16 protein-coding genes and 1 pseudogene are annotated in these 18,635 nt (G+C 34.8%); 11 read left to right on the top strand and 6 right to left on the bottom strand.

All coding sequences use genetic code 11. The features are described from left to right. The first annotated feature begins 86 nt into the window (after positions 1-86). The 4 genes from C1H87_RS11490 to C1H87_RS11505 all read left to right on the top strand — a co-directional run bounded on the left by C1H87_RS11490 (position 87) and on the right by C1H87_RS11505 (position 5,723). Positions 87-893, top strand: a complete 807-nt coding sequence (locus C1H87_RS11490) for a LytTR family DNA-binding domain-containing protein (RefSeq protein WP_158655202.1) — start codon at positions 87-89, stop codon at positions 891-893. A 109-nt stretch (positions 894-1,002) separates the two neighbouring features. Then, positions 1,003-1,605 (top strand): hypothetical protein, encoded by a 603-nt coding sequence (locus tag C1H87_RS11495; RefSeq protein ID WP_158655203.1) that lies wholly within the window; start codon positions 1,003-1,005, stop codon positions 1,603-1,605. Between the two features lies 1 nt (position 1,606). Then, positions 1,607-2,785 carry a serine hydrolase domain-containing protein gene (locus C1H87_RS11500; RefSeq protein WP_102755951.1) on the top strand — a complete coding sequence of 393 codons (1,179 nt, stop codon included), beginning with the start codon at positions 1,607-1,609 and terminating at the stop codon, positions 2,783-2,785. A 289-nt stretch (positions 2,786-3,074) separates the two neighbouring features. After that, positions 3,075-5,723 (top strand): aminotransferase class I/II-fold pyridoxal phosphate-dependent enzyme, encoded by a 2,649-nt coding sequence (locus C1H87_RS11505; protein ID WP_102755952.1) that lies wholly within the window; start codon positions 3,075-3,077, stop codon positions 5,721-5,723. 323 nt (positions 5,724-6,046) lie between these two features. Here the strand turns inward: C1H87_RS11505 and C1H87_RS11510 are convergent, their stop codons facing one another. The 6 genes from C1H87_RS11510 to C1H87_RS11535 form a co-directional block, all read right to left on the bottom strand. Continuing rightward, positions 6,047-6,829, bottom strand: coding sequence for an enoyl-CoA hydratase/isomerase family protein (locus C1H87_RS11510; RefSeq protein ID WP_102755953.1), 783 nt, complete (start codon positions 6,827-6,829; stop codon positions 6,047-6,049). An 18-nt stretch (positions 6,830-6,847) separates the two neighbouring features. After that, positions 6,848-7,288 (bottom strand): protein-disulfide reductase DsbD domain-containing protein, encoded by a 441-nt coding sequence (locus tag C1H87_RS11515; RefSeq protein WP_102755954.1) that lies wholly within the window; start codon positions 7,286-7,288, stop codon positions 6,848-6,850. A gap of 34 nt (positions 7,289-7,322) precedes the next feature. Continuing rightward, positions 7,323-8,780, bottom strand: a complete 1,458-nt coding sequence (locus C1H87_RS11520) for a sensor histidine kinase (protein ID WP_102755955.1) — start codon at positions 8,778-8,780, stop codon at positions 7,323-7,325. A gap of 112 nt (positions 8,781-8,892) precedes the next feature. Beyond that, complete coding sequence (locus C1H87_RS11525; RefSeq protein ID WP_102755956.1) at positions 8,893-9,441, bottom strand: CopD family protein; 549 nt, start codon at positions 9,439-9,441, stop codon at positions 8,893-8,895. 3 nt (positions 9,442-9,444) lie between these two features. Next, entirely contained in the window at positions 9,445-10,476 is a 1,032-nt protein-coding gene (gene hemH / locus C1H87_RS11530; protein ID WP_102755957.1) for a ferrochelatase, read from the bottom strand. Between the two features lie 10 nt (positions 10,477-10,486). Then, positions 10,487-11,386: a helix-turn-helix transcriptional regulator gene (locus C1H87_RS11535; RefSeq protein WP_102755958.1), complete on the bottom strand. Its 900-nt coding sequence runs from the start codon at positions 11,384-11,386 to the stop codon at positions 10,487-10,489. Positions 11,387-11,575: 189 nt separating this feature from the next. Here C1H87_RS11535 and hemA point away from each other — a divergent pair, with 189 nt between their 5' ends. The 7 genes and pseudogenes from hemA (at position 11,576) to hemF (ending at position 18,633) form a co-directional block, all read left to right on the top strand. Next, positions 11,576-12,835 (top strand): glutamyl-tRNA reductase, encoded by a 1,260-nt coding sequence (gene hemA, locus C1H87_RS11540; RefSeq protein ID WP_102755959.1) that lies wholly within the window; start codon positions 11,576-11,578, stop codon positions 12,833-12,835. Beyond that, complete coding sequence (gene hemC / locus C1H87_RS11545; protein ID WP_102755960.1) at positions 12,828-14,405, top strand: hydroxymethylbilane synthase; 1,578 nt, start codon at positions 12,828-12,830, stop codon at positions 14,403-14,405. The genes hemA and hemC overlap by 8 nt, the downstream gene beginning before the upstream one ends. A gap of 176 nt (positions 14,406-14,581) precedes the next feature. Continuing rightward, positions 14,582-15,613: a uroporphyrinogen decarboxylase gene (gene hemE, locus C1H87_RS11550; protein WP_102755961.1), complete on the top strand. Its 1,032-nt coding sequence runs from the start codon at positions 14,582-14,584 to the stop codon at positions 15,611-15,613. A gap of 165 nt (positions 15,614-15,778) precedes the next feature. Continuing rightward, positions 15,779-16,534 carry an EI24 domain-containing protein gene (locus C1H87_RS11555; protein ID WP_102755962.1) on the top strand — a complete coding sequence of 252 codons (756 nt, stop codon included), beginning with the start codon at positions 15,779-15,781 and terminating at the stop codon, positions 16,532-16,534. Continuing rightward, positions 16,527-17,066 (top strand): GNAT family N-acetyltransferase, encoded by a 540-nt coding sequence (locus C1H87_RS11560; RefSeq protein WP_102755963.1) that lies wholly within the window; start codon positions 16,527-16,529, stop codon positions 17,064-17,066. Before C1H87_RS11555 ends, C1H87_RS11560 begins: the two co-directional genes overlap by 8 nt. A gap of 79 nt (positions 17,067-17,145) precedes the next feature. Continuing rightward, positions 17,146-17,499 (top strand): annotated as a pseudogene (locus C1H87_RS23575) (transposase); the annotation flags it as partial. A gap of 231 nt (positions 17,500-17,730) precedes the next feature. Beyond that, positions 17,731-18,633, top strand: a complete 903-nt coding sequence (gene hemF, locus C1H87_RS23580) for an oxygen-dependent coproporphyrinogen oxidase (protein ID WP_233783460.1) — start codon at positions 17,731-17,733, stop codon at positions 18,631-18,633. Positions 18,634-18,635: the final 2 nt, after the last annotated feature.

Consider the following 18,635-nt stretch of genomic DNA (forward strand, 5'->3'; position numbering starts at 1 on the left):
TAACGGAACTTTATATTTGCATTAGCGTCAGGTAATACAAAGAATAGATAGGAACAGTACCATATGAATTGAGGCAAATCATTAAAGTGACAAATTTTAATTACCACGACAAAAATTTCGGTTGGATAATCTATCCTATTTTGGGAGTTTCATTTACCATCTTTGCAAATGACAATGATTTTGAAACGCTCATTCAGATTCCATCTTTCAAATGGGATATTGTTTTCTCACTTTTTGTAGTTTCTATAATCGGGTTCTATTTAGCATGGTTGGTTCGCCATCTTGATAAAAGCAAAGATTTATCTTGGGAAAAGAATTTTTCCAAGAGAGCAATAATTCAATTTATATATGGAGTTGCTGCTCCTTTAACTTTAGCCTTGGGACTTGAGTTAGTTTATCTCAATATTATAAATGTAGATTTAAATCAAAGCTCAATTCTGAATTTAGAGTTACCCCTCGCATTTTTATACCTATTCATTCTAAACCTGCTCTATTATCTCAATTACGTTTCAGTCGCTTATAGAAAAAAGCTTGAAGAAAAGGATGCTTCCAAACTTTTTGAAGAAAAGGTCAAAGTCTCAGTAGGGGCAAAGGAAAGTCTGATACCGATTAAAAATATTGCTTTCCTAAAAAGTGAAGATAAGGTACTATGGTTATACACCTTTGAAGATAAACAGCTCCACATAAGCGGTACCTTAAATGATTGGAAATTGAGACTACCGAATGAATATTTCTACAGACTCAATAGACAAATCATCGTGAACAGGGATGCCATTGAGGGTTTAGAATCTACCGAAACAAGAAGACTGAAAGTTTTTCTCAAAAATACCGATGATGACATTTACCTGCCCAAATCTAAGGTTACTGACTTTCGCAAATGGTGGAAGAGTTAATGTCCGCCTTAACCTCCAATTTGTCCAGTTCGGTAATAAAGAGGTATAAATCACGCTAATCTATTAAGCCTTATTCGGTCTTTTGCATTAAAAAAAAATGCAAAATCTAATGAGCATCATCAAAACCATCATGCTATTTGCCCTGACCTTCTACTCGGGCACACTTTACGGACAACAGGAGTCATTGCCTATTAATATATCAATCTTCAATGAGTCCACATCAATACCATATACCAGGTTTCTAACAACGCCTATTCATCCGGGGATACAAATCGGGACAGAATTCGAAGGAAAAACCAAAAATCATTGGAGATTTTATCCATCTATAAGTATTGGATATATGTTTCACAGGAAGTTGTTTCAAGGGATATACCTAAATGCTGATCTAGGCATAGATTACCAAACGAACTTCGGAATCAATATAAAAAGCAAACTAGGTATTGGATACCTTCATACTTTTGCAACACAACAAGAATTTCAATTCAACGGTAGTAAGTATGAAAGCAATTCCGATCGAGGAAATGCACGCCTTATGCCATCCTTTACATTGGGATTAGGTTACAATCTTCACAAAAAAGATCCCCATTCTCCAGAGATTTACCTTTTATATCAATCATGGATTGAATACCCCTACTCACCGGGATTTATACCCTTAATGACTCACACAAACCTTCATTTGGGTGCTAAGTTTTACCCTTTTAAATCAAAATAAGATGTTAAGAACAATATCACTTTCACTTTTCCTTATACTTGTCTCAAGCTGTGAAAAGGATGAGGTACTTTCTCCAGCCTTTTACGCCTGCGATGATTCACTATCTAATAGTCTTCATCCCAATTCAGAACAATATTCCAATCTCATTCAAAATATAGTTAACTCTGGTGTTCCCGGTATGATGCTCTCGGTTCATGATAATGAAAATGGGTATTGGTCAAAAGCTTTTGGATTTGCAGATCTAGCCTCAAAAATACCTCTGGCATCATGTAATATTACACGAGTCGGCAGTACAGTTAAAACATTTACAGCGGTAACAATTCTACTGCTTCAGGAGGAAGGTTTATTAGACATAGATGATCCTATAACGGATTATTTATCTAACGCTGACATTAGAGGTTTGGAAAATGCTTCTCAGTCTAGCATCAGACAATTGCTCTTGCATTCGAGCGGTATCTACAATTATATTCAAAATCCACAATTCCAAACGGCTTCATTAAATGATTTAATCAAAATCTGGCAGCCAGAAGAACTCATGAGTTACGCTCGAAATAAAGATTCCTACTTCCCTCCTGGCACAGATGTGCTGTATTCCAACACCAATTACATACTGTTAGGAATGATTATAGAAAAAGTAACTGGTAAAGCCTTTTTTGAGGTATTTAAAACAAAAATATTTGTACCCCTTGGCCTGAGCTACACACAATTTGCTGCTACAGATCCTGTTCCAGATGGAATCATACGTGGTTATGTGGATTTGTATAGCAATTTGAATCTAACTAATGCGACTTACTACAGTGGGTGGGATTACTTTACTGCGGATGGAGGACTAATTTCCAACTCATATGATTTAGCCATTTTCATGACCCAATTGTTTCAGGGCAACTTACTGAGCAAGGAATCCCTAAATGAAATGATGAGCTGGAAAGCTCCTAAAGGTGGATATGGTGACGGTTTTGAGACATTTTATGGTCTAGGCATCTTCCTGATAGAAACGGCATATGGTCCGGCGTATTTACATAGTGGAGATGCCGTCGGCTACTTTGCCAGCATGGTCTATTTCCCAGAGCAAGAGATCACCATTAGTTGGGCAGTGAATGGCAATTATGGCAAAGTGGATGAATTTACGCAATCTAAGGAGGCCATGGAGAAAATCTTCGATACGGTATTGGCTGAATAATCATTTATGAGGTTTATTATAAGTACAGTTTTCATCATCGTAATCATGATGTTGACTCAAATAAATTCTAAATGCTCAGCATAACAAAGAATTGAAATACCTAAACCGTTAAACGAAACTTTGAAAACTGCTCTTAAAGGCGGAAGTGGCACCCTGTATAGTGGACTTGGTGAATATAAAATGTTAGCACTTAAATAATACTGCGCTAAAACCACAAACTTACATTATCGTTTACATAGACTTCCACTATTAGTTATACTTTTAATAGTTAAACCAATTAATAATATAAATGAAAAATTTTGACGCTATAATTGTTGGAGCCAGATGTTCAGGATCTACTACGGCTTCTCACCTATCCAAAATGGGATTCAATGTTTTAGTAGTAGACAAAGCAATATTTCCACAAGACACCCTCTCTACTCATTTCGTATGGCCAAGGGGAGCCTCTTACTTAAATCGATTAGGAGTATTAGATGAAATTTTAGAACAAACACCTTCTAGTAATGAAATTGAAATTACTATTGAAGATACGACAATTAGAGGAGAAATTCCTCTTGATCTACTAGCGCAACGCTTTACCAATTTACATGGAAATGCCGATCGTATTACACAAACTTCATTTTCTGCGAAAAGGTATGTCATAGACAAAATTCTTATTGATTATGCTGTAAAACAAGGCGCTAAAGTTTTAGAAGGTTTTACCGTTAATGAACTCATTTTTGACACAAATCAACAAAAAGTATTAGGAATTAAAGGGAAAAATAAAGATGGCTCTGTTTGTGAATTCTTTTCAAAAAGAATTATCGGTGCAGACGGAGTAAATTCCATTGTTGCTAAATTGACTAATACCTCTAAGGAAGAAATTAGGGAAAACTGCACCTTTGCTGCTTATTCTTATTTTTCTGGTTTTGACTTAAAAAAACCAATTATTCAAAAAAAAGGAAGAATGTCTATTGGTATTGTCCCCACAAATGATGGGCATAATATGACAATGATTTATGGACCCAAAAAATGGGCGAAAGCATTTAGAAATGGAGATAAAAATGAAAACTTTATTAAAGCCATTAAATATGTAAATCCTGAAATTGGTGAAATCGTAGAAAAGGCAAAAAAGGAAAAAGAAATTATTGGTACTGATAAAATGGCTTCTTTTATTAGAAATGCAGCCGGTAAGGGTTATGCATTAGTTGGAGATGCAGCTAGTTTCAAAGATCAATGTACTGCTAGTGGAATGACTCATGCCTTTAGAGATGCCGAACTAATTGCCCAACACATTAAAATGGGTTTCGAAACTAATGATATAGATAATCAGCTTCAATTATATGCTAGAAAAAGACATCTAGACACATGGAGGTATCAAGAATTCGTTTCTAAAACAGCAGAAATGAACCCTGCTTCGGCAAGTGAGGTACAATTGTTCGAGGCCTTGTCTAAAAACAAAGAACAAGCAAATCGATTTTTAGCGATGTATGGAGATACTTTGCCTGTTAGAGATTTCTTTACGGAAAAAAACATAAAAAATGTTTTGATTCCTGTTCTAAACGAAAAAAGAGACTTACAGAATTATAAAAAAGACATTTACAAATACTATAAAAACATTTTCGAGATTAACGGAGATGTTTCAAAAGAAGATATATCATTAAATCGAACATGTGTGGATTTTGGCATTCCAATAGGTCCAAACATATTAAAACGAGTTGATGATTACTACGAATGGTATAATGCCAGAAATGACTGTAACACATGGCAATATGCACGTACACTAAAATCTTTTCCGGGTACAAATGCAAGCATGTTTGATGCTAATGAAAGACATATTGATGGTATTAATTTTGCTTCTCAAGATTATTTATCGATGGGAAGTCATCCTAAAGTTATGAAAGCAGCAAAAGAAGCTTTGGAAAAATATGGTCCGCACAGTGCTGGTTCTCCCATGGTGATTGGAAATACAGAATTGGTACACGAACTAGAAGAGGCTATTGCAGAAATGACAGGCATGAAACATGTCATGATTTTCCCCACTGGTTGGGCTGCTGGTTTTGGTACAATTACAGGACTAGTTAGAGAACAAGATCATATTGTTATGGATCGCTTGGCACATTCTTGTTTATACCAAGGTGCCTATGCTGCTACCAAAAATGTATATCGCCACCCTAATATGTCAATTGATTCAGTTAGAGGATTATTGGAACATATTCGAGAAAAAGACCAAAGAAATGGAATTTTTGTAATCTCTGAAGGCTTATTTTCAATGGATAGTGAAACACCCGATATAAAAGCACTACAAGAAGTTTGTCGTGATTATGATGCAACACTCATGTTAGATGTAGCACATGATTTTGGAGCACTTGGAGAAAATGGTGCTGGCCATATAGGGAATCAAGGCATGAAAGGTCAAGTAGATTTAGTAATGGGTAGTTTTTCTAAATCGTTTGCTTCTAATGGAGGGTTTCTTGCTACCAATTCGGCTGCAGTAAAGCATTATTCCAAAATGTACAGTAGTGCATTTATGTTTTCTAACGCTATTTGTCCAATGCAGACAGCTGTAGCTTTAGAAGCAACAAAAATTATGAGATCCAAAGAGGGAAGCCAATTAAGAAAAAACCTTTTAAATATTGTAAATCATATTAGAAATGAATTTCATAAAAAGGGAATTAAATGTTTAGGAACACCTTCCGCTATTATTCCTGTAATGATTGGTGATGAAAAAGTAGCACGAATTGCTCATAAGATTATGACCGAACGAAATATAGCAACCATGATTTTGGAATATCCAGTAGTTCCTATTGGCAGTGCTAGATTTAGACTTCAAGTAATGGCCTCCCATACTATAGAACAGGCCAATGCAGTAGTTAGTAATATTGCTGAGGCTATTGATGAAGCTAGGGAATATGTGAAAGAATATGAGTCTCCCTTATTACAAACAATTGATAAATAGGAAGTTGTTTATATTAATGTGTTTTTAGTTATAAATTTTTCCAAACAAAGTTTTTAAAAATTTATAACTAAAAACTAACTCGGTTTAATTAATCGAAAGTAAATGATTCTCGGGGCAAGCACACGAGGCATTCAATTGAAAATATTCTTTATAAATTCCGAAGCAAGCTTAGAGGTATTAGAAATAAGATCCCGCTGGATACTGAAACGAATTCAGCACATGAAGCGGGATTAGTTCTTCTTACTATTTTGAATGCTTTGCTTCGCAACTTTTCAAAATAGAGTTTCACTAATAAAGTAAAACTTCACCCTAAAGACAATATTCTATTCTCCAGGAAAATCGGCCTTACGCTTTTCTAAAAATGCTGTTGTTCCTTCTTCAAAGTCAGCTGTTCCAAAGCTATTCCCAAATTCTAGAATTTCTGTATTAAAGCCATTAACACCATCCTTATAGTTTGCATTTACCGCTCTAATAGCAGCACTAATAGCAACCGAAGAATTGCGCACTATTTTTCCGGCTATTTTCTCGCAAAAAGGAAGCAATTCCTCAAGCGTTGTTACATGGTTTACCAAACCATAATTTAGCGCACTATTCGCATCAATCATTCCGGCAGTCATGATAAGCTCCATAGCCCGTCCCTTGCCTATTAACTGAGGCAAACGCTGTGTACCGCCATAACCAGGAATAACCCCAAGCGATACTTCTGGCAATCCCATTTTAGCATTATCGCTCGCTACTCTAAAATGACACGCCATGGCTAATTCTAAACCACCACCAAGTGCAAAACCATTTACCGCAGCAATAACAGGTGTAGAAAGGTTTTCAACAAAATCGAATAACAATTCTTGTCCTTTAGCCGCTAACATTTTACCTTCTTCAATATCATAATCTGCAAACTCGCTAATATCTGCCCCAGCTACAAATGCTTTTTCCCCACTACCTGTAACAATAATTGCCTTTGTGCTTTTATCTAGATTGGCTTCTTTAAAAGCCTCATGCAGTTCGCTAATTGTTTCTTTATTTAATGCATTTAACTTTTTAGGGCGATTAATGGTAATGGTAGTTATACCGTTATTCTTTTCTAATAGTAAGTTAGCGTAGCTCATTATAGTATATTTTTTAAATTATGGAATAGCAATTTCAAAATCGTCATAACCCGGAACACAACTCTCTTCATTACAGGTCATATATTCAATTTCGCCTATAACTTTCAATGCTTTTTTAGATTTTAATTTAATACGTTGCTTAAAGCTCGCAACGTTTTCAAAATATTTAACATTGAGCTCAAAAACAGGATCGAAAGCCGTATGCCCTTTATCTTCAGTCATTTTTCCAACCAGTTCATAGTCTTCGCTATCTTCAAAAATAAAAACCGTTGGTAAAGGCCCCCCTTTAGGTACTTTTAATGAGTACAAATGGTACTTTGGTTTTATTGATGCCTTTATAATTACATCATATTCTAAATTAGACACTTTTTTTATGGAAGTTGACCATTTAACAGGGTCTAAAATTTGTGAATAGCTCATTGAGCTTATTAAAAAAACGAGTACAAGTATTTTTTTCATGTTTAAAGCATTTGTTTTAAGGCCCTAATATAATTTATTTCGTAGGAAAAGTTACAGTAAATGTAGTTCCTTTTTCTTTTTCAGATTTAAACGTTATGGTTCCGTTATAAGTTTCTACAATGTTTTTCACCATGGCTAAGCCCAGCCCCATACCACTTGTTTTTGTGGTAAACTTGGGCTCAAAAATCTTATCTCTGTTTTCCTCTGCAATTCCCAGACCATTATCTGAAACTGTAACGATAACGTTATTATCTTTAGTAGCAACATCAATAACAATCGTAGGCGTTTTGTTTTCTGGCATGGCTTGAATACCGTTTTTAACCAAATTAGTTACAACTCGTATTAACTGTGTTCTATCAAATTTTGCAATAATCTCATCCGATTCGGCAGTAAAAAAGATATAATCTTCGTTAAAAATATCCAGTGCCAATTTTACAATTTTCACAACATTTAACGTTTCACTTTGCTGTGCTGGCATCTTTGCAAAGTTTGAAAATGCCGATGCAATGGAACTCATCGTATCTATTTGCTGAATTAGTGTTTTGGTATACTCATCTAACTTCGAGTCGATATTTTCGTCTTTCGCATCGAATTTACGCTGAAAATTTTGCACCGTTAAACGCATTGGTGTTAACGGGTTTTTAATTTCATGCGCTACCTGCTTTGCCATTTCTCTCCAGGCTTGCTCTCGCTCACTTTTAGCTAATTGTACGGCACTTTCTTCAAGTTCGTCAATCATACTATTATAAGAGTTTACCAAAGTAGATATTTCTTCGCTAGTATCATTTACTTCAATCTTCTCGTTTCGTTTTTCTAATCTTGTAGCATTAATTTTATCGCTAATAGCTTTTAACGACTTTGTAATGTACTTAGATAATAAAAACGCAATACCAATTGCCATAAGTAAAATAAACATATAAGCATAAGCGATACGTCTTAAAAATTCCTGTAACTCTTTCGACAGGAAATCATCGTGTTCTAAATAAGGTAAATTTAATATGGCTATTGGTTTAGACCTTTTATCTGTAAGATAGGTATATGAAGACTGATATGTTTCTCCATTTTCCTTGTGTTTATCTACAAACCTATGCTCTGCTGTATTAGCAATAGGGTTTAATACTTCTGCTTCTAGACATTTTGGTGCGGCATTGCTTTTTAATTCCGATTTAGACGATATTAACAGGGCGCCTTCCAAATCGTATAAATTAATCTGAAGCTTATGAATATCTGCGACGTTATATATCTCTTCTTTGAAAATAACCGGAATGTTCTCGGTTTTTACTTCCCATGTATTTTGCCTGCCATTTAAAACCCGCTTGAGATGTGTTTTAATATTCTCTTCCTTACGTTCTAAACGACCTTTGTGATACTCTTGTCGTTCCTCTTTATATTGATAAATCGCTACCGAAGAAATAAGGATCGATGCCAGTAAAACCAGCAATATCATAGCTAAAAAAATACGAGTACGTAAGGAGAGTTTTTTTAATTTCATTAAAAAATTATTAGACCTTTCAAAAGTTCAATAAATATAGCAATAATCGGACCAAATATGTTTTAGCAAATCCAAATTCCAATAGTTGGATTTTGGAATTTGTGTTTTCAGTTTAGGCGCCTGGATTTTTAGCTCTTATATTTTTATAAACCTTGTAGCCTAACATAATAAGAACGCCCAAAACAAAAATTCCTATAACGCCCCAAATCCAATTGAATGCATTTTTTAGAATGACTAAAAAAATTACGGCAAATAAAATAAAAGTAGCACCTTCATTCCAAAGCCGCATAAAGCTTGATGTTTTTTTAACCTCGTCGTTTTGAAGCTGTTTAAAAAAGTGGTGGGTTCTAAAATGATAAATAAAAAGAATAACTACAAAAACTATTTTTACTTGCATCCAGTCTTGGTTGAGTAGTGCTGGATTTAAAAAAAACAAGCTTAAACCAAATAGTAAAGCTAAAATTGCCGATGGCCATGTTATGATAAACCACAAGCGTTTTGCCATAATTTTGAGTTGTTTCCCCAAAATCTCTTTATCTGGAGAGGGTTTATGAAACGCTTCTATTTGATATACGAACAATCGTGGTATATAAAAAAGTCCAGCAAACCAAGTAATCACAAAAATAAGATGGAATGCCTTTAGGTAAAAATAATACGCCATAGGTTAACTAATTTTAGCAGGTGTCTTTGTCCATTCGGTAACCCACTTAGACAGCAGATCAACAAATTCGTCATCATCATTTAAGCAAGGTATAGTTATAAAGTCCTTGCCTCCCATTTCATGAAAAATCTCTTGTCCCTCCATGGCTATTTCTTCTAGGGTTTCTAAACAATCGCTTACAAACGCAGGAGTTACAATACTCATATTTTTAATACCCTGTTTTCCCAAACGCTCAATAGTTCGGTCGGTGTAGGGCTGTAACCAAGGATCGAAACCTAAACGAGACTGAAAGGATGTTGAATAAGTCCCTTCTTCTAGTTCGAGTTTTTCGGCAACCAATCTGGTTACCTCAAAGCATTGATGCCTGTAACAAAACTCATGGGCTTTAGATGGGGTAACACAACAACTACCATCTATTTTACAATGCGATTTAGTCACATCACTTTTTCTAATATGACGTTCTGGAACACCGTGGTACGAAAACAGTAAATGTTCGTATGCCTTACCTTCTAAATGTCTTTTTACTGAATTTGAAAGCACTTCAATATAATCCGGTTTATTATAAAATGCCGGAACGGAATCTATCTTTAAATTTGGAAAGTGTTCCTTTCTTATCGCTTCGGCCAGTACCAAAATGGTTTCGGTAGTTGCCATAGCAAACTGAGGATATAGAGGAAATAACAAAACCTCATCAACACCTTTATCCACCAGTTCCTGAAGCCCTTTTTTAATAGTCATACTACCATATCGCATAGCTAAAGCTACAGGCACTTCCACTTGTTTTTGTATTTTACTTTGAAGTCTTTCCGATAATACAATTAAAGGAGAACCTTCTTCCCACCATATTTTCTTGTATGCCGCTGCAGATGCTTTTGGCCTTGTTTTTAATATAATCCCTTTTACCAACAAAGCCCTTGCTGCTAGAGGTATATCAATAACACGCTCATCCATTAAAAATTCGCCTAAATACTTTTTTACATCTTTTGGCTCCGGACTGTCTGGAGAACCAAGGTTTACTAGTAAAATTCCTTTCATATAGTTTCTATTATGTCAAAGACATTACATATTTTTTAGGCGTCGTACCGTATTTCTTTTTAAAAGCTGCTATAAAATGGCTGGATGTGCTATACCCAACTTTATGCCCTACCTCGTTTACATTATCATCGCCAGACTCCAATAGTTTTCTGGCCACTTCCATTTTATAATCAAATAAAAAACTAAATACCGAATCGCCATAAATTTGTTTGAATCCTTCTTTTAGTTTTTTAATATTCAACCCTATTTCATCTGCCAGCTCTTGTAAACTCGGTGGCTCTGCCATACGTGCAATAATAATCTCTTTGGCTTTTCTAATTTTAATAACATTAGTTTCGTCAACCAAAAACGGACATTGTTCTACATCGGCATCTTCGCTTCTATTAAAATACAAGCTTAAAAGCTCGTAAGCTTTTCCTTTAAAATAAAGGTTTTTAATAGAATCATTAAGGTTGTAATTTAATACTTGATTTAATACAATAGCCATTGATGGCGAAATTACACCATCTTTATAATATTTTTTATCCTTATTATCATCACTTAAAAAAGTAATATAACCAGCTTCCTGAGAGAATAAGCCATGAAAATTTTTAATCGATATTAAAACCGAAACCATCCACGAGTTAGGATCTATTTCTAAATGTATTGGTAAATCGCGTTGTGGATTATACAATAACAACGAATTCTCTTCCATGATGTTTAACACATACCGTCCTTCGTTAAAAACAAAACGACTTGCCCCTTTCACACAAAAGTGAAATTGAATGTAATCACTATCTATTTCTTTAGCAAGAGACTTTACTTGACTCGACTCGTTCTTATATGTTAGAATCAATGCACCATCATCTAATGTTGTCTCATCAAAAGAACTTCTAGCGACACTTTTTTCGTTGTCCATTTCGTCATTCATAATAGTTTTATTTAGATTCGTTCTAAATAGATGGTTCAAAAACTGCCTATCTGCCTACAAAAATATGACATTTATCATATAATAGGAAAAAACATCGCTAAAAAACCACAAACGATATTAAAAGTTCTTTGAGCGTTATTTTTTTTGTTAACATCCATATACATTTGCTGTGAAATATCAGGTATCAGCATGCAAAAATACAATATATCAAGAAGTAACTACTTTTATGCCATTGGTTTAAGTTATAAAAAAGCCGATGCAGACATAAGAGGACATTTTAGTTTGGATGAGGCAGGTAAAACAGCTTTGCTTAACCAAGCTAAAGAAAATGGTATAGAAAGTTTGGTGGTGACATCTACTTGTAATCGCACCGAAATTTACGGTTTTGCACAACACCCGTTTCAATTAATCCAATTGCTTTGTGATAACACAAGAGGTACTGTTGAAGAATTTCAAGACGTAGCCTATATTTATAAAAATAAAGATGCTATTGCGCACATGTTTCGTGTAGGTTCTGGTTTAGACAGTCAGATTCTTGGAGACTTCGAAATTATTAGCCAGTTGAGAAATAGCGCAAGAGCTTCAAAAAAACATGGGTTGCTTAATCCTTTTTCAGAACGATTAATAAATGCTGTTATTCAAGCAAGCAAGCGTATAAAAACAGAAACTAATATTTCATCAGGAGCCACTTCGGTATCTTTTGCATCTGTTCAATACATTTTAAATTCGGTTAAAGACATTTCGAATAAAAACATTTTACTTTTCGGAACGGGAAAAATTGGAAGAAATACTTGCGAAAACCTTGTAAAGCATACAAAAAATGATCAAATTACTTTAATTAACAGAACAAAAGACAAGGCAGAGGTTATTGCTGGAAAGTTTAATCTGGTGGTTAAAGATTATGCAAATTTACAAGAAGAGATTAGCCATGCCGATGTTTTAATAGTTGCTACTGGTGCGCAACGCCCTACCATAGACAAGCACATTATCCAATCTGAAAAACCAATCCTAATTTTAGACTTATCGATTCCGAAAAACGTTGATTCCAATGTTGAAGAATTAGGCAATGTTACTTTGGTTCATTTAGATCATTTATCTAAAATTACAGATAAAACTTTAGAAGACAGAAAAAAGGATATTCCTCTTGCCGAATCTATTATAGAAGAAGTAAAAACAGAATTTAACGGTTGGTTAGAAACCAGAAAATTTGCGCCAACTATTAAAGCATTAAAACACAAGCTTAGCGACTTTGCTGCTGCAGAATTGGAAACGCAACGCAAGAAAAACGCCGATTTTAACGAAGCACAAGCAGAGCTAATTAGCAACAATATTATTCAAAAAATAACCAATCACTTTGCGCATCATTTAAAGGATGATGACATCTCCACCGATGAGAGCCTGGAACTTATAAAAAAAGTATTTCAGCTAGAACCAACAACACATGTCTAAAGTTATTAGAATTGGCACACGCGATAGCGAATTAGCGCTATGGCAAGCTAAAACCGTACAACAACAACTCGAACATTTAGGATATCAGACAAAACTCGTTCCTGTAAAATCTACCGGCGATTTGGTTTTAGATAAACCATTATACGAACTAGGTATTACCGGTATTTTTACGCGTACACTCGATATTGCCATGTTAAATCATGATATCGATATTGCCGTACACTCGTTAAAGGATGTTCCAACGGTTTTGCCAAAAGGCATTGTACAAGTAGCCGTTTTAAAACGAGGAAACGTAAACGATACGTTAGTTTTTAAAAAGAATGAAGAGTTTTTAAGCGCCGAAAAAGCCGTAATAGCAACAGGCAGCTTAAGACGAAAAGCACAATGGTTAAACCGATATCCAACCCATACCATTGAAGATTTACGTGGCAATGTAAATTCGCGTTTACAAAAACTTCAAGATAACGACCATTGGAATGCTGCTATTTTTGCTGCTGCCGGTATAGGGCGTATTGGAATAAGACCAGATGAATCTATTAACTTAGATTGGATGATTCCTGCGCCAGCACAAGGTGCCATCATGATTACTGCTCTAGAGGAGGATGAGTTTATAAAAACCGCCTGTGCTCAACTAAATCATGAGGAAACTGAAATTTGCACCACTATTGAGCGTAAATTTTTAAACCGACTAGAAGGTGGTTGCACTGCACCTATTGGGGCTTTAGCCCGCATAAAAAATGAAGAAATACATTTTAAAGGCGTGCTTTTAAGTAAAGATGGTTCTAAAAAAATAGAAGTTACCAAAACCGAAAAATTAGGTAAACACGAATATATAGCGGGTTTTTGTGCCGACTATATTATCGAACGAGGCGGCAAACGTTTAATGGATGATATTAAACACACAAACCACCCAACAAATGTAGTTTCTACTAAGTCCTTAACCGAAGACCAACGTTTATTGTTTCACCAGAAAGTAGCAGCAAAAAGTGATGACTTTATAAAAATAAGTTTGAATCGTATTCGTCCGCAACTTTTAAGGTCTGAAATTGAAAATGTTATTATTACAAGCAAAAATGCCGTTGAAGCTTTAATAACAAACTATTCGGCTACCGAATTACAATTCAAGAATATTTACTGTGTAGGGAGACGAACAAAAAAACTTATTGAAAACAGAATTGGCAAGGTAAAGCATGTTGAAAAAAATGCTAAGAAGCTGGCAGAGTATTTAGTGGAGTATCTGGAAGGAACCGAAGTCACTTATTTTTGCAGCGATATACGACTAGATGCGCTACCAACCATTTTGGCCGATAACAATATAAAAGTTAACGAAATAGAAGCCTACCAAACCAAATTTGACGGTCACAAAATTGAGGAATCTGTAGAAGCCGTAATGTTTTACAGCCCATCTACCGTACAAAGTTTTGTAAAAAAGAATAATGCAGAAGTTATTGCCTTTTGTATTGGGGATACCACCGCAAAAGAAGCAAAAAAACACTTTGAAGATGTTAGAGTGGCAAAAGTGCCAACTGTTGAAAGTGTGATTGAGTTGGTTAATGAGCATTATGTTTAATCATTAACTGTCATTACGAGGAACGCAGTGACGTGGTAATCTCTTTAAACGAACAGATTTTACACCACACCCAAAAAACGTGATTCGCAATGACGAAAATAAAATTAAAGTTTCAATTAAAAAGATTCTTGCCGAAGTTTATCTTGAGCGTAGACGAAAGGCAGAAATAATAAGGTATGAGTATAAAGAACGATTTATTTTTAAGAGCATTAAAAGGAGAAACCGTTGATCGTCCACCAGTTTGGATGATGCGTCAAGCAGGGCGTTATCTTCCAGAATTTATCGCTATTCGCGAGAAATACGATTTCTTTACCCGTTGTAGAACTCCAGAATTAGCCAGTGAAATTACCGTGCAACCTATTCGTCGTTATGGTATGGATGCCGCTATTTTGTTCAGTGATATTTTGGTCATCCCGCAGGCTATGAATATTGAGGTGCAAATGAAACCTAATTTTGGACCATATTTACCAAATCCTGTACGCACTCAAAAAGATGTTGATCATGTTGTCGTTCCAGATGTAACAGTAGAGCTCGACTATGTATACCAAGCTATTAAAGCCACTAAAAAATTACTAAATGACGAGATTCCTTTAATTGGATTTGCCGGTTCGCCATGGACTATTTTATGCTATTGTGTACAAGGCCAAGGAAGTAAAACGTTCGATAAAGCCAAAGAATTTTGTTTTACAAACCCCATTGCTGCGCACCAATTACTTCAAAAAATAACCGATACAACCATAGCTTACCTAAAAGAAAAAGTAAAAGCTGGTGTTAATGCCGTACAAGTGTTCGATTCTTGGGGAGGCATGTTATCTCCAGTAGATTACCAAGAGTTCTCATGGCAATATATCAATCAAATTATTGAAGCTTTAAAAGATGATGCTCCAGTAATTGCATTTGGTAAAGGCTGTTGGTTTGCCCTTGGCGATATGGCAAAAAGTAACGCCTCTGCGTTAGGTGTAGACTGGACGTGTTCACCAAGAAATGCACGTTATTTAACAGGCGGCAACATTACACTTCAAGGTAATTTCGATCCATCTCGCTTATTGTCGCCACCTTCTGAAATAAAGAAAATGGTACACCAAATGATTAACGAATTTGGCAAAGACAAATACATCGTAAACCTGGGCCATGGTATTTTACCTAATATTCCGTTAGATCATGCCAAGGCATTTATTGATGCTGTAAAAGAATATAGCCCTTCTTAATCTCCAAAGGAAAGAAACTGCTATATCGGATATAACTTTAACTTTTAATAGTTGAATAAATTTTAATAGTTTAGATGTAATTAATTCAGGCTGTCTAAAAAGTTCTTGAATTGTCATTTTTATTCTAAATAACACTTTTTAGACAACCTCCTAGGAAGAGGCATTATGATTAAAAACATAATATTAGGAATCAAGGCATATTTCGGAGCGTTTAACTTAATTTCTAAACTAAATCTCTGGAAATACTTCGCCATTCCAATGCTTATTAGCTTTATAACAGCTATCATTATTTTTACAACAGCTTACGGACTGTCTGATAATCTTGGAGCATTTATTTCAAAAATCTGGATTTGGGAATGGGGAAAAGAAACCTTTACAACAATAAGTTCCTTTATTGGGGGGCTTTTCATTATCGTTATCGGATTAATCCTTTTCAAACACATCATTATGGCATTATCGGCGCCATTTATGAGTCCAGTATCCGAAAAAATAGAAAATCATTTAACAGGAAATGTTCAATTCACGCATAGAAATACAACGTTTTTACAACAGCTATGGCGTGGGATACGAATTAACGGAAGAAACTTACTCATGGAGTTGGTAATAACCGTTCCATTGTTACTATTAAAATTTATTCCTGTTGTAAATATATTTTCGGCTATACTGCTCTTTGCTGTCCAAGCATACTACGCTGGTTTCGGTAATTTAGATTACACTCTGGAACGTCATTTTAAATACCAAGAAAGCACTGCCTTTGTTAGAAAAAATCGTGGTTTAGCTATTGGAAATGGTGTTATTTTTCTCTTGTTCCTATTAATTCCCATTGTTGGTGTTATACTAGTATTACCTTTATCTGTAACAGCTGCTACCACAAGAACCGTAGAAGTTTTACAACTAAAAAACAGTCCTAAAAATGCTTAGCTTTAATGGTTACAATATAGAACCCATTCAATTAAAAGACGCTTGGAACTTATGCGATTTTATTGTTGCAAACGAAGATCGGTTAAAACGTTATTTTCCTAAAACGCTTAAGCAAAATTTAACCCCAGACTTATCTAAATATTTTGTAGAAAAAAAAGTCAAGCAATTTGGCTTAAAAGAAGAACTCTTATTTACTATTAAAGAAAATGAGCCAAATACATTAGTTGGTTTAGTTTATTTAAAAGAACTTGATTGGAATAAAAAACAAGGTGAGTTTGCCTATTGTATTGGCTATCCTTTTGAAGAAAAAGGAATTATGACCAAAACCATTGGCAAATTATCAGAATATGCTTTTGCTCAACTAGGTCTGGAAACACTTCAAATTATTGTTCATAAAGACAACATAGCTAGTGTAAAAGTTGCAGAAAAATGCAACTTTATCTGGAAAAGGACACTGAACAATGAGTATACACCACCTGGAGAAACTCCTTTAAATATGGAGTTATATGAATTATATCGTGAAATAGAATAATAATATAAAACAGAGAGTAGATATAAATAGACCTGTCAGGTTTTAGAAACCTGACAGGTCTCTAAGCAAAACTTAACAAATGAGGCAAGAAAAAATAGAAAAAGACCATTATTACCATATCTTTAATAGAGGAATTAATAGTGATGTTATTTTTCAAACAGAAGATAATAAGTCTTATTTCCTTAAGTTAGTTGAGAAACACTTAATGGGTAAAGTGGATATTCTTGCTTATTGTTTGATGGATAATCATTTTCATTTTGCCATTAAAATTGTTAAAGAAGAATCTATTGCTACTCAGGCTTTTTCTAATCTTTTTAATGCCTACGCTAAAGCATATAATAAACAACAAAACAGAACAGGAACTCTTTTTGAAAGACCTTATAAAAGAATTCGGATTCAAGATGAAGACTATTTAAAAAAGCTTATTCTTTATATTCATAAAAACCCAGAGAATCATAATGTGATTAACAACTTTGAAAATTATGAATTCTCATCATATAAAAACTACCTTGATGATAGCAATAGTATTATCGTTACAAATAAATCATACATTATAAATCTTTTTAATGATTTGGAAAATTTTAAATATACACATAGCTCAGACCTGTCAGGTTTCGAAAACCTGACAGGTCTTAATAACGACACGACAAGTAATTCAACTACTATAAAGTCCAAATTCTACCAATACATACAAGATTTACAAAATACCATCACGTCTAAATTAGAAGCTATTGATAGCAAAGCAACGTTCCAAGAAGACATCTGGAAACGACCTGAAGGCGGCGGCGGACGTACCAGAGTTATCGAAAACGGAAATGTTTTTGAAAAAGGAGGTGTAAATATCTCTGGCGTTCATGGTAAACTTCCAGAATCGATGCAAGCGTATTTTAAGGTCGGTGATGTCGACTTTTTTGCTTGTGGATTGAGTTTGGTCTTACACCCTAAAAACCCAATGGTTCCAACAGTACATGCCAACTGGCGTTATTTCGAAATGTATGATAAACAGGGGGAAATTATTGATAGTTGGTTTGGTGGCGGACAAGACCTAACGCCTTATTATTTGTTTGAAGAAGATGCCATACATTTTCATCAAATCTGTAAAACCGCTTGTGATAACCACAACCCAGAATTTTACCCAAAATATAAAGCACGTTGCGACGAATATTTTTATAATGCACACCGTAACGAGGGCAGGGGGATTGGTGGTTTGTTTTTCGATTATTGTAAAACTTCAGAAACTATGACCATGGAAAGCTGGTATGACTTTGTAACCGAAGTTGGAGATAGTTTTTTAGAAGCTTACACACCAATAGTTGAAAAACGCAAAGATTTATCATACACAGAAGCCCAACGCAATTGGCAAGAAATTCGTCGCGGACGCTACGTTGAATTTAATTTAGTACATGATAAAGGCACCCTTTTTGGATTAAAAACAAATGGACGTATAGAAAGTATTTTAATGAGCCTACCCCCTCATGTACAATGGGTTTACGACCATCAACCTGAAACTGGAAGTGAAGAAGAAAAATTAATAGAGGTTTTAAAAACACCCAAAAATTGGATTTAACC

Origin of the sequence: Flavivirga eckloniae (assembly GCF_002886045.1) — a bacterium.
GTDB lineage: Bacteria > Bacteroidota > Bacteroidia > Flavobacteriales > Flavobacteriaceae > Flavivirga > Flavivirga eckloniae.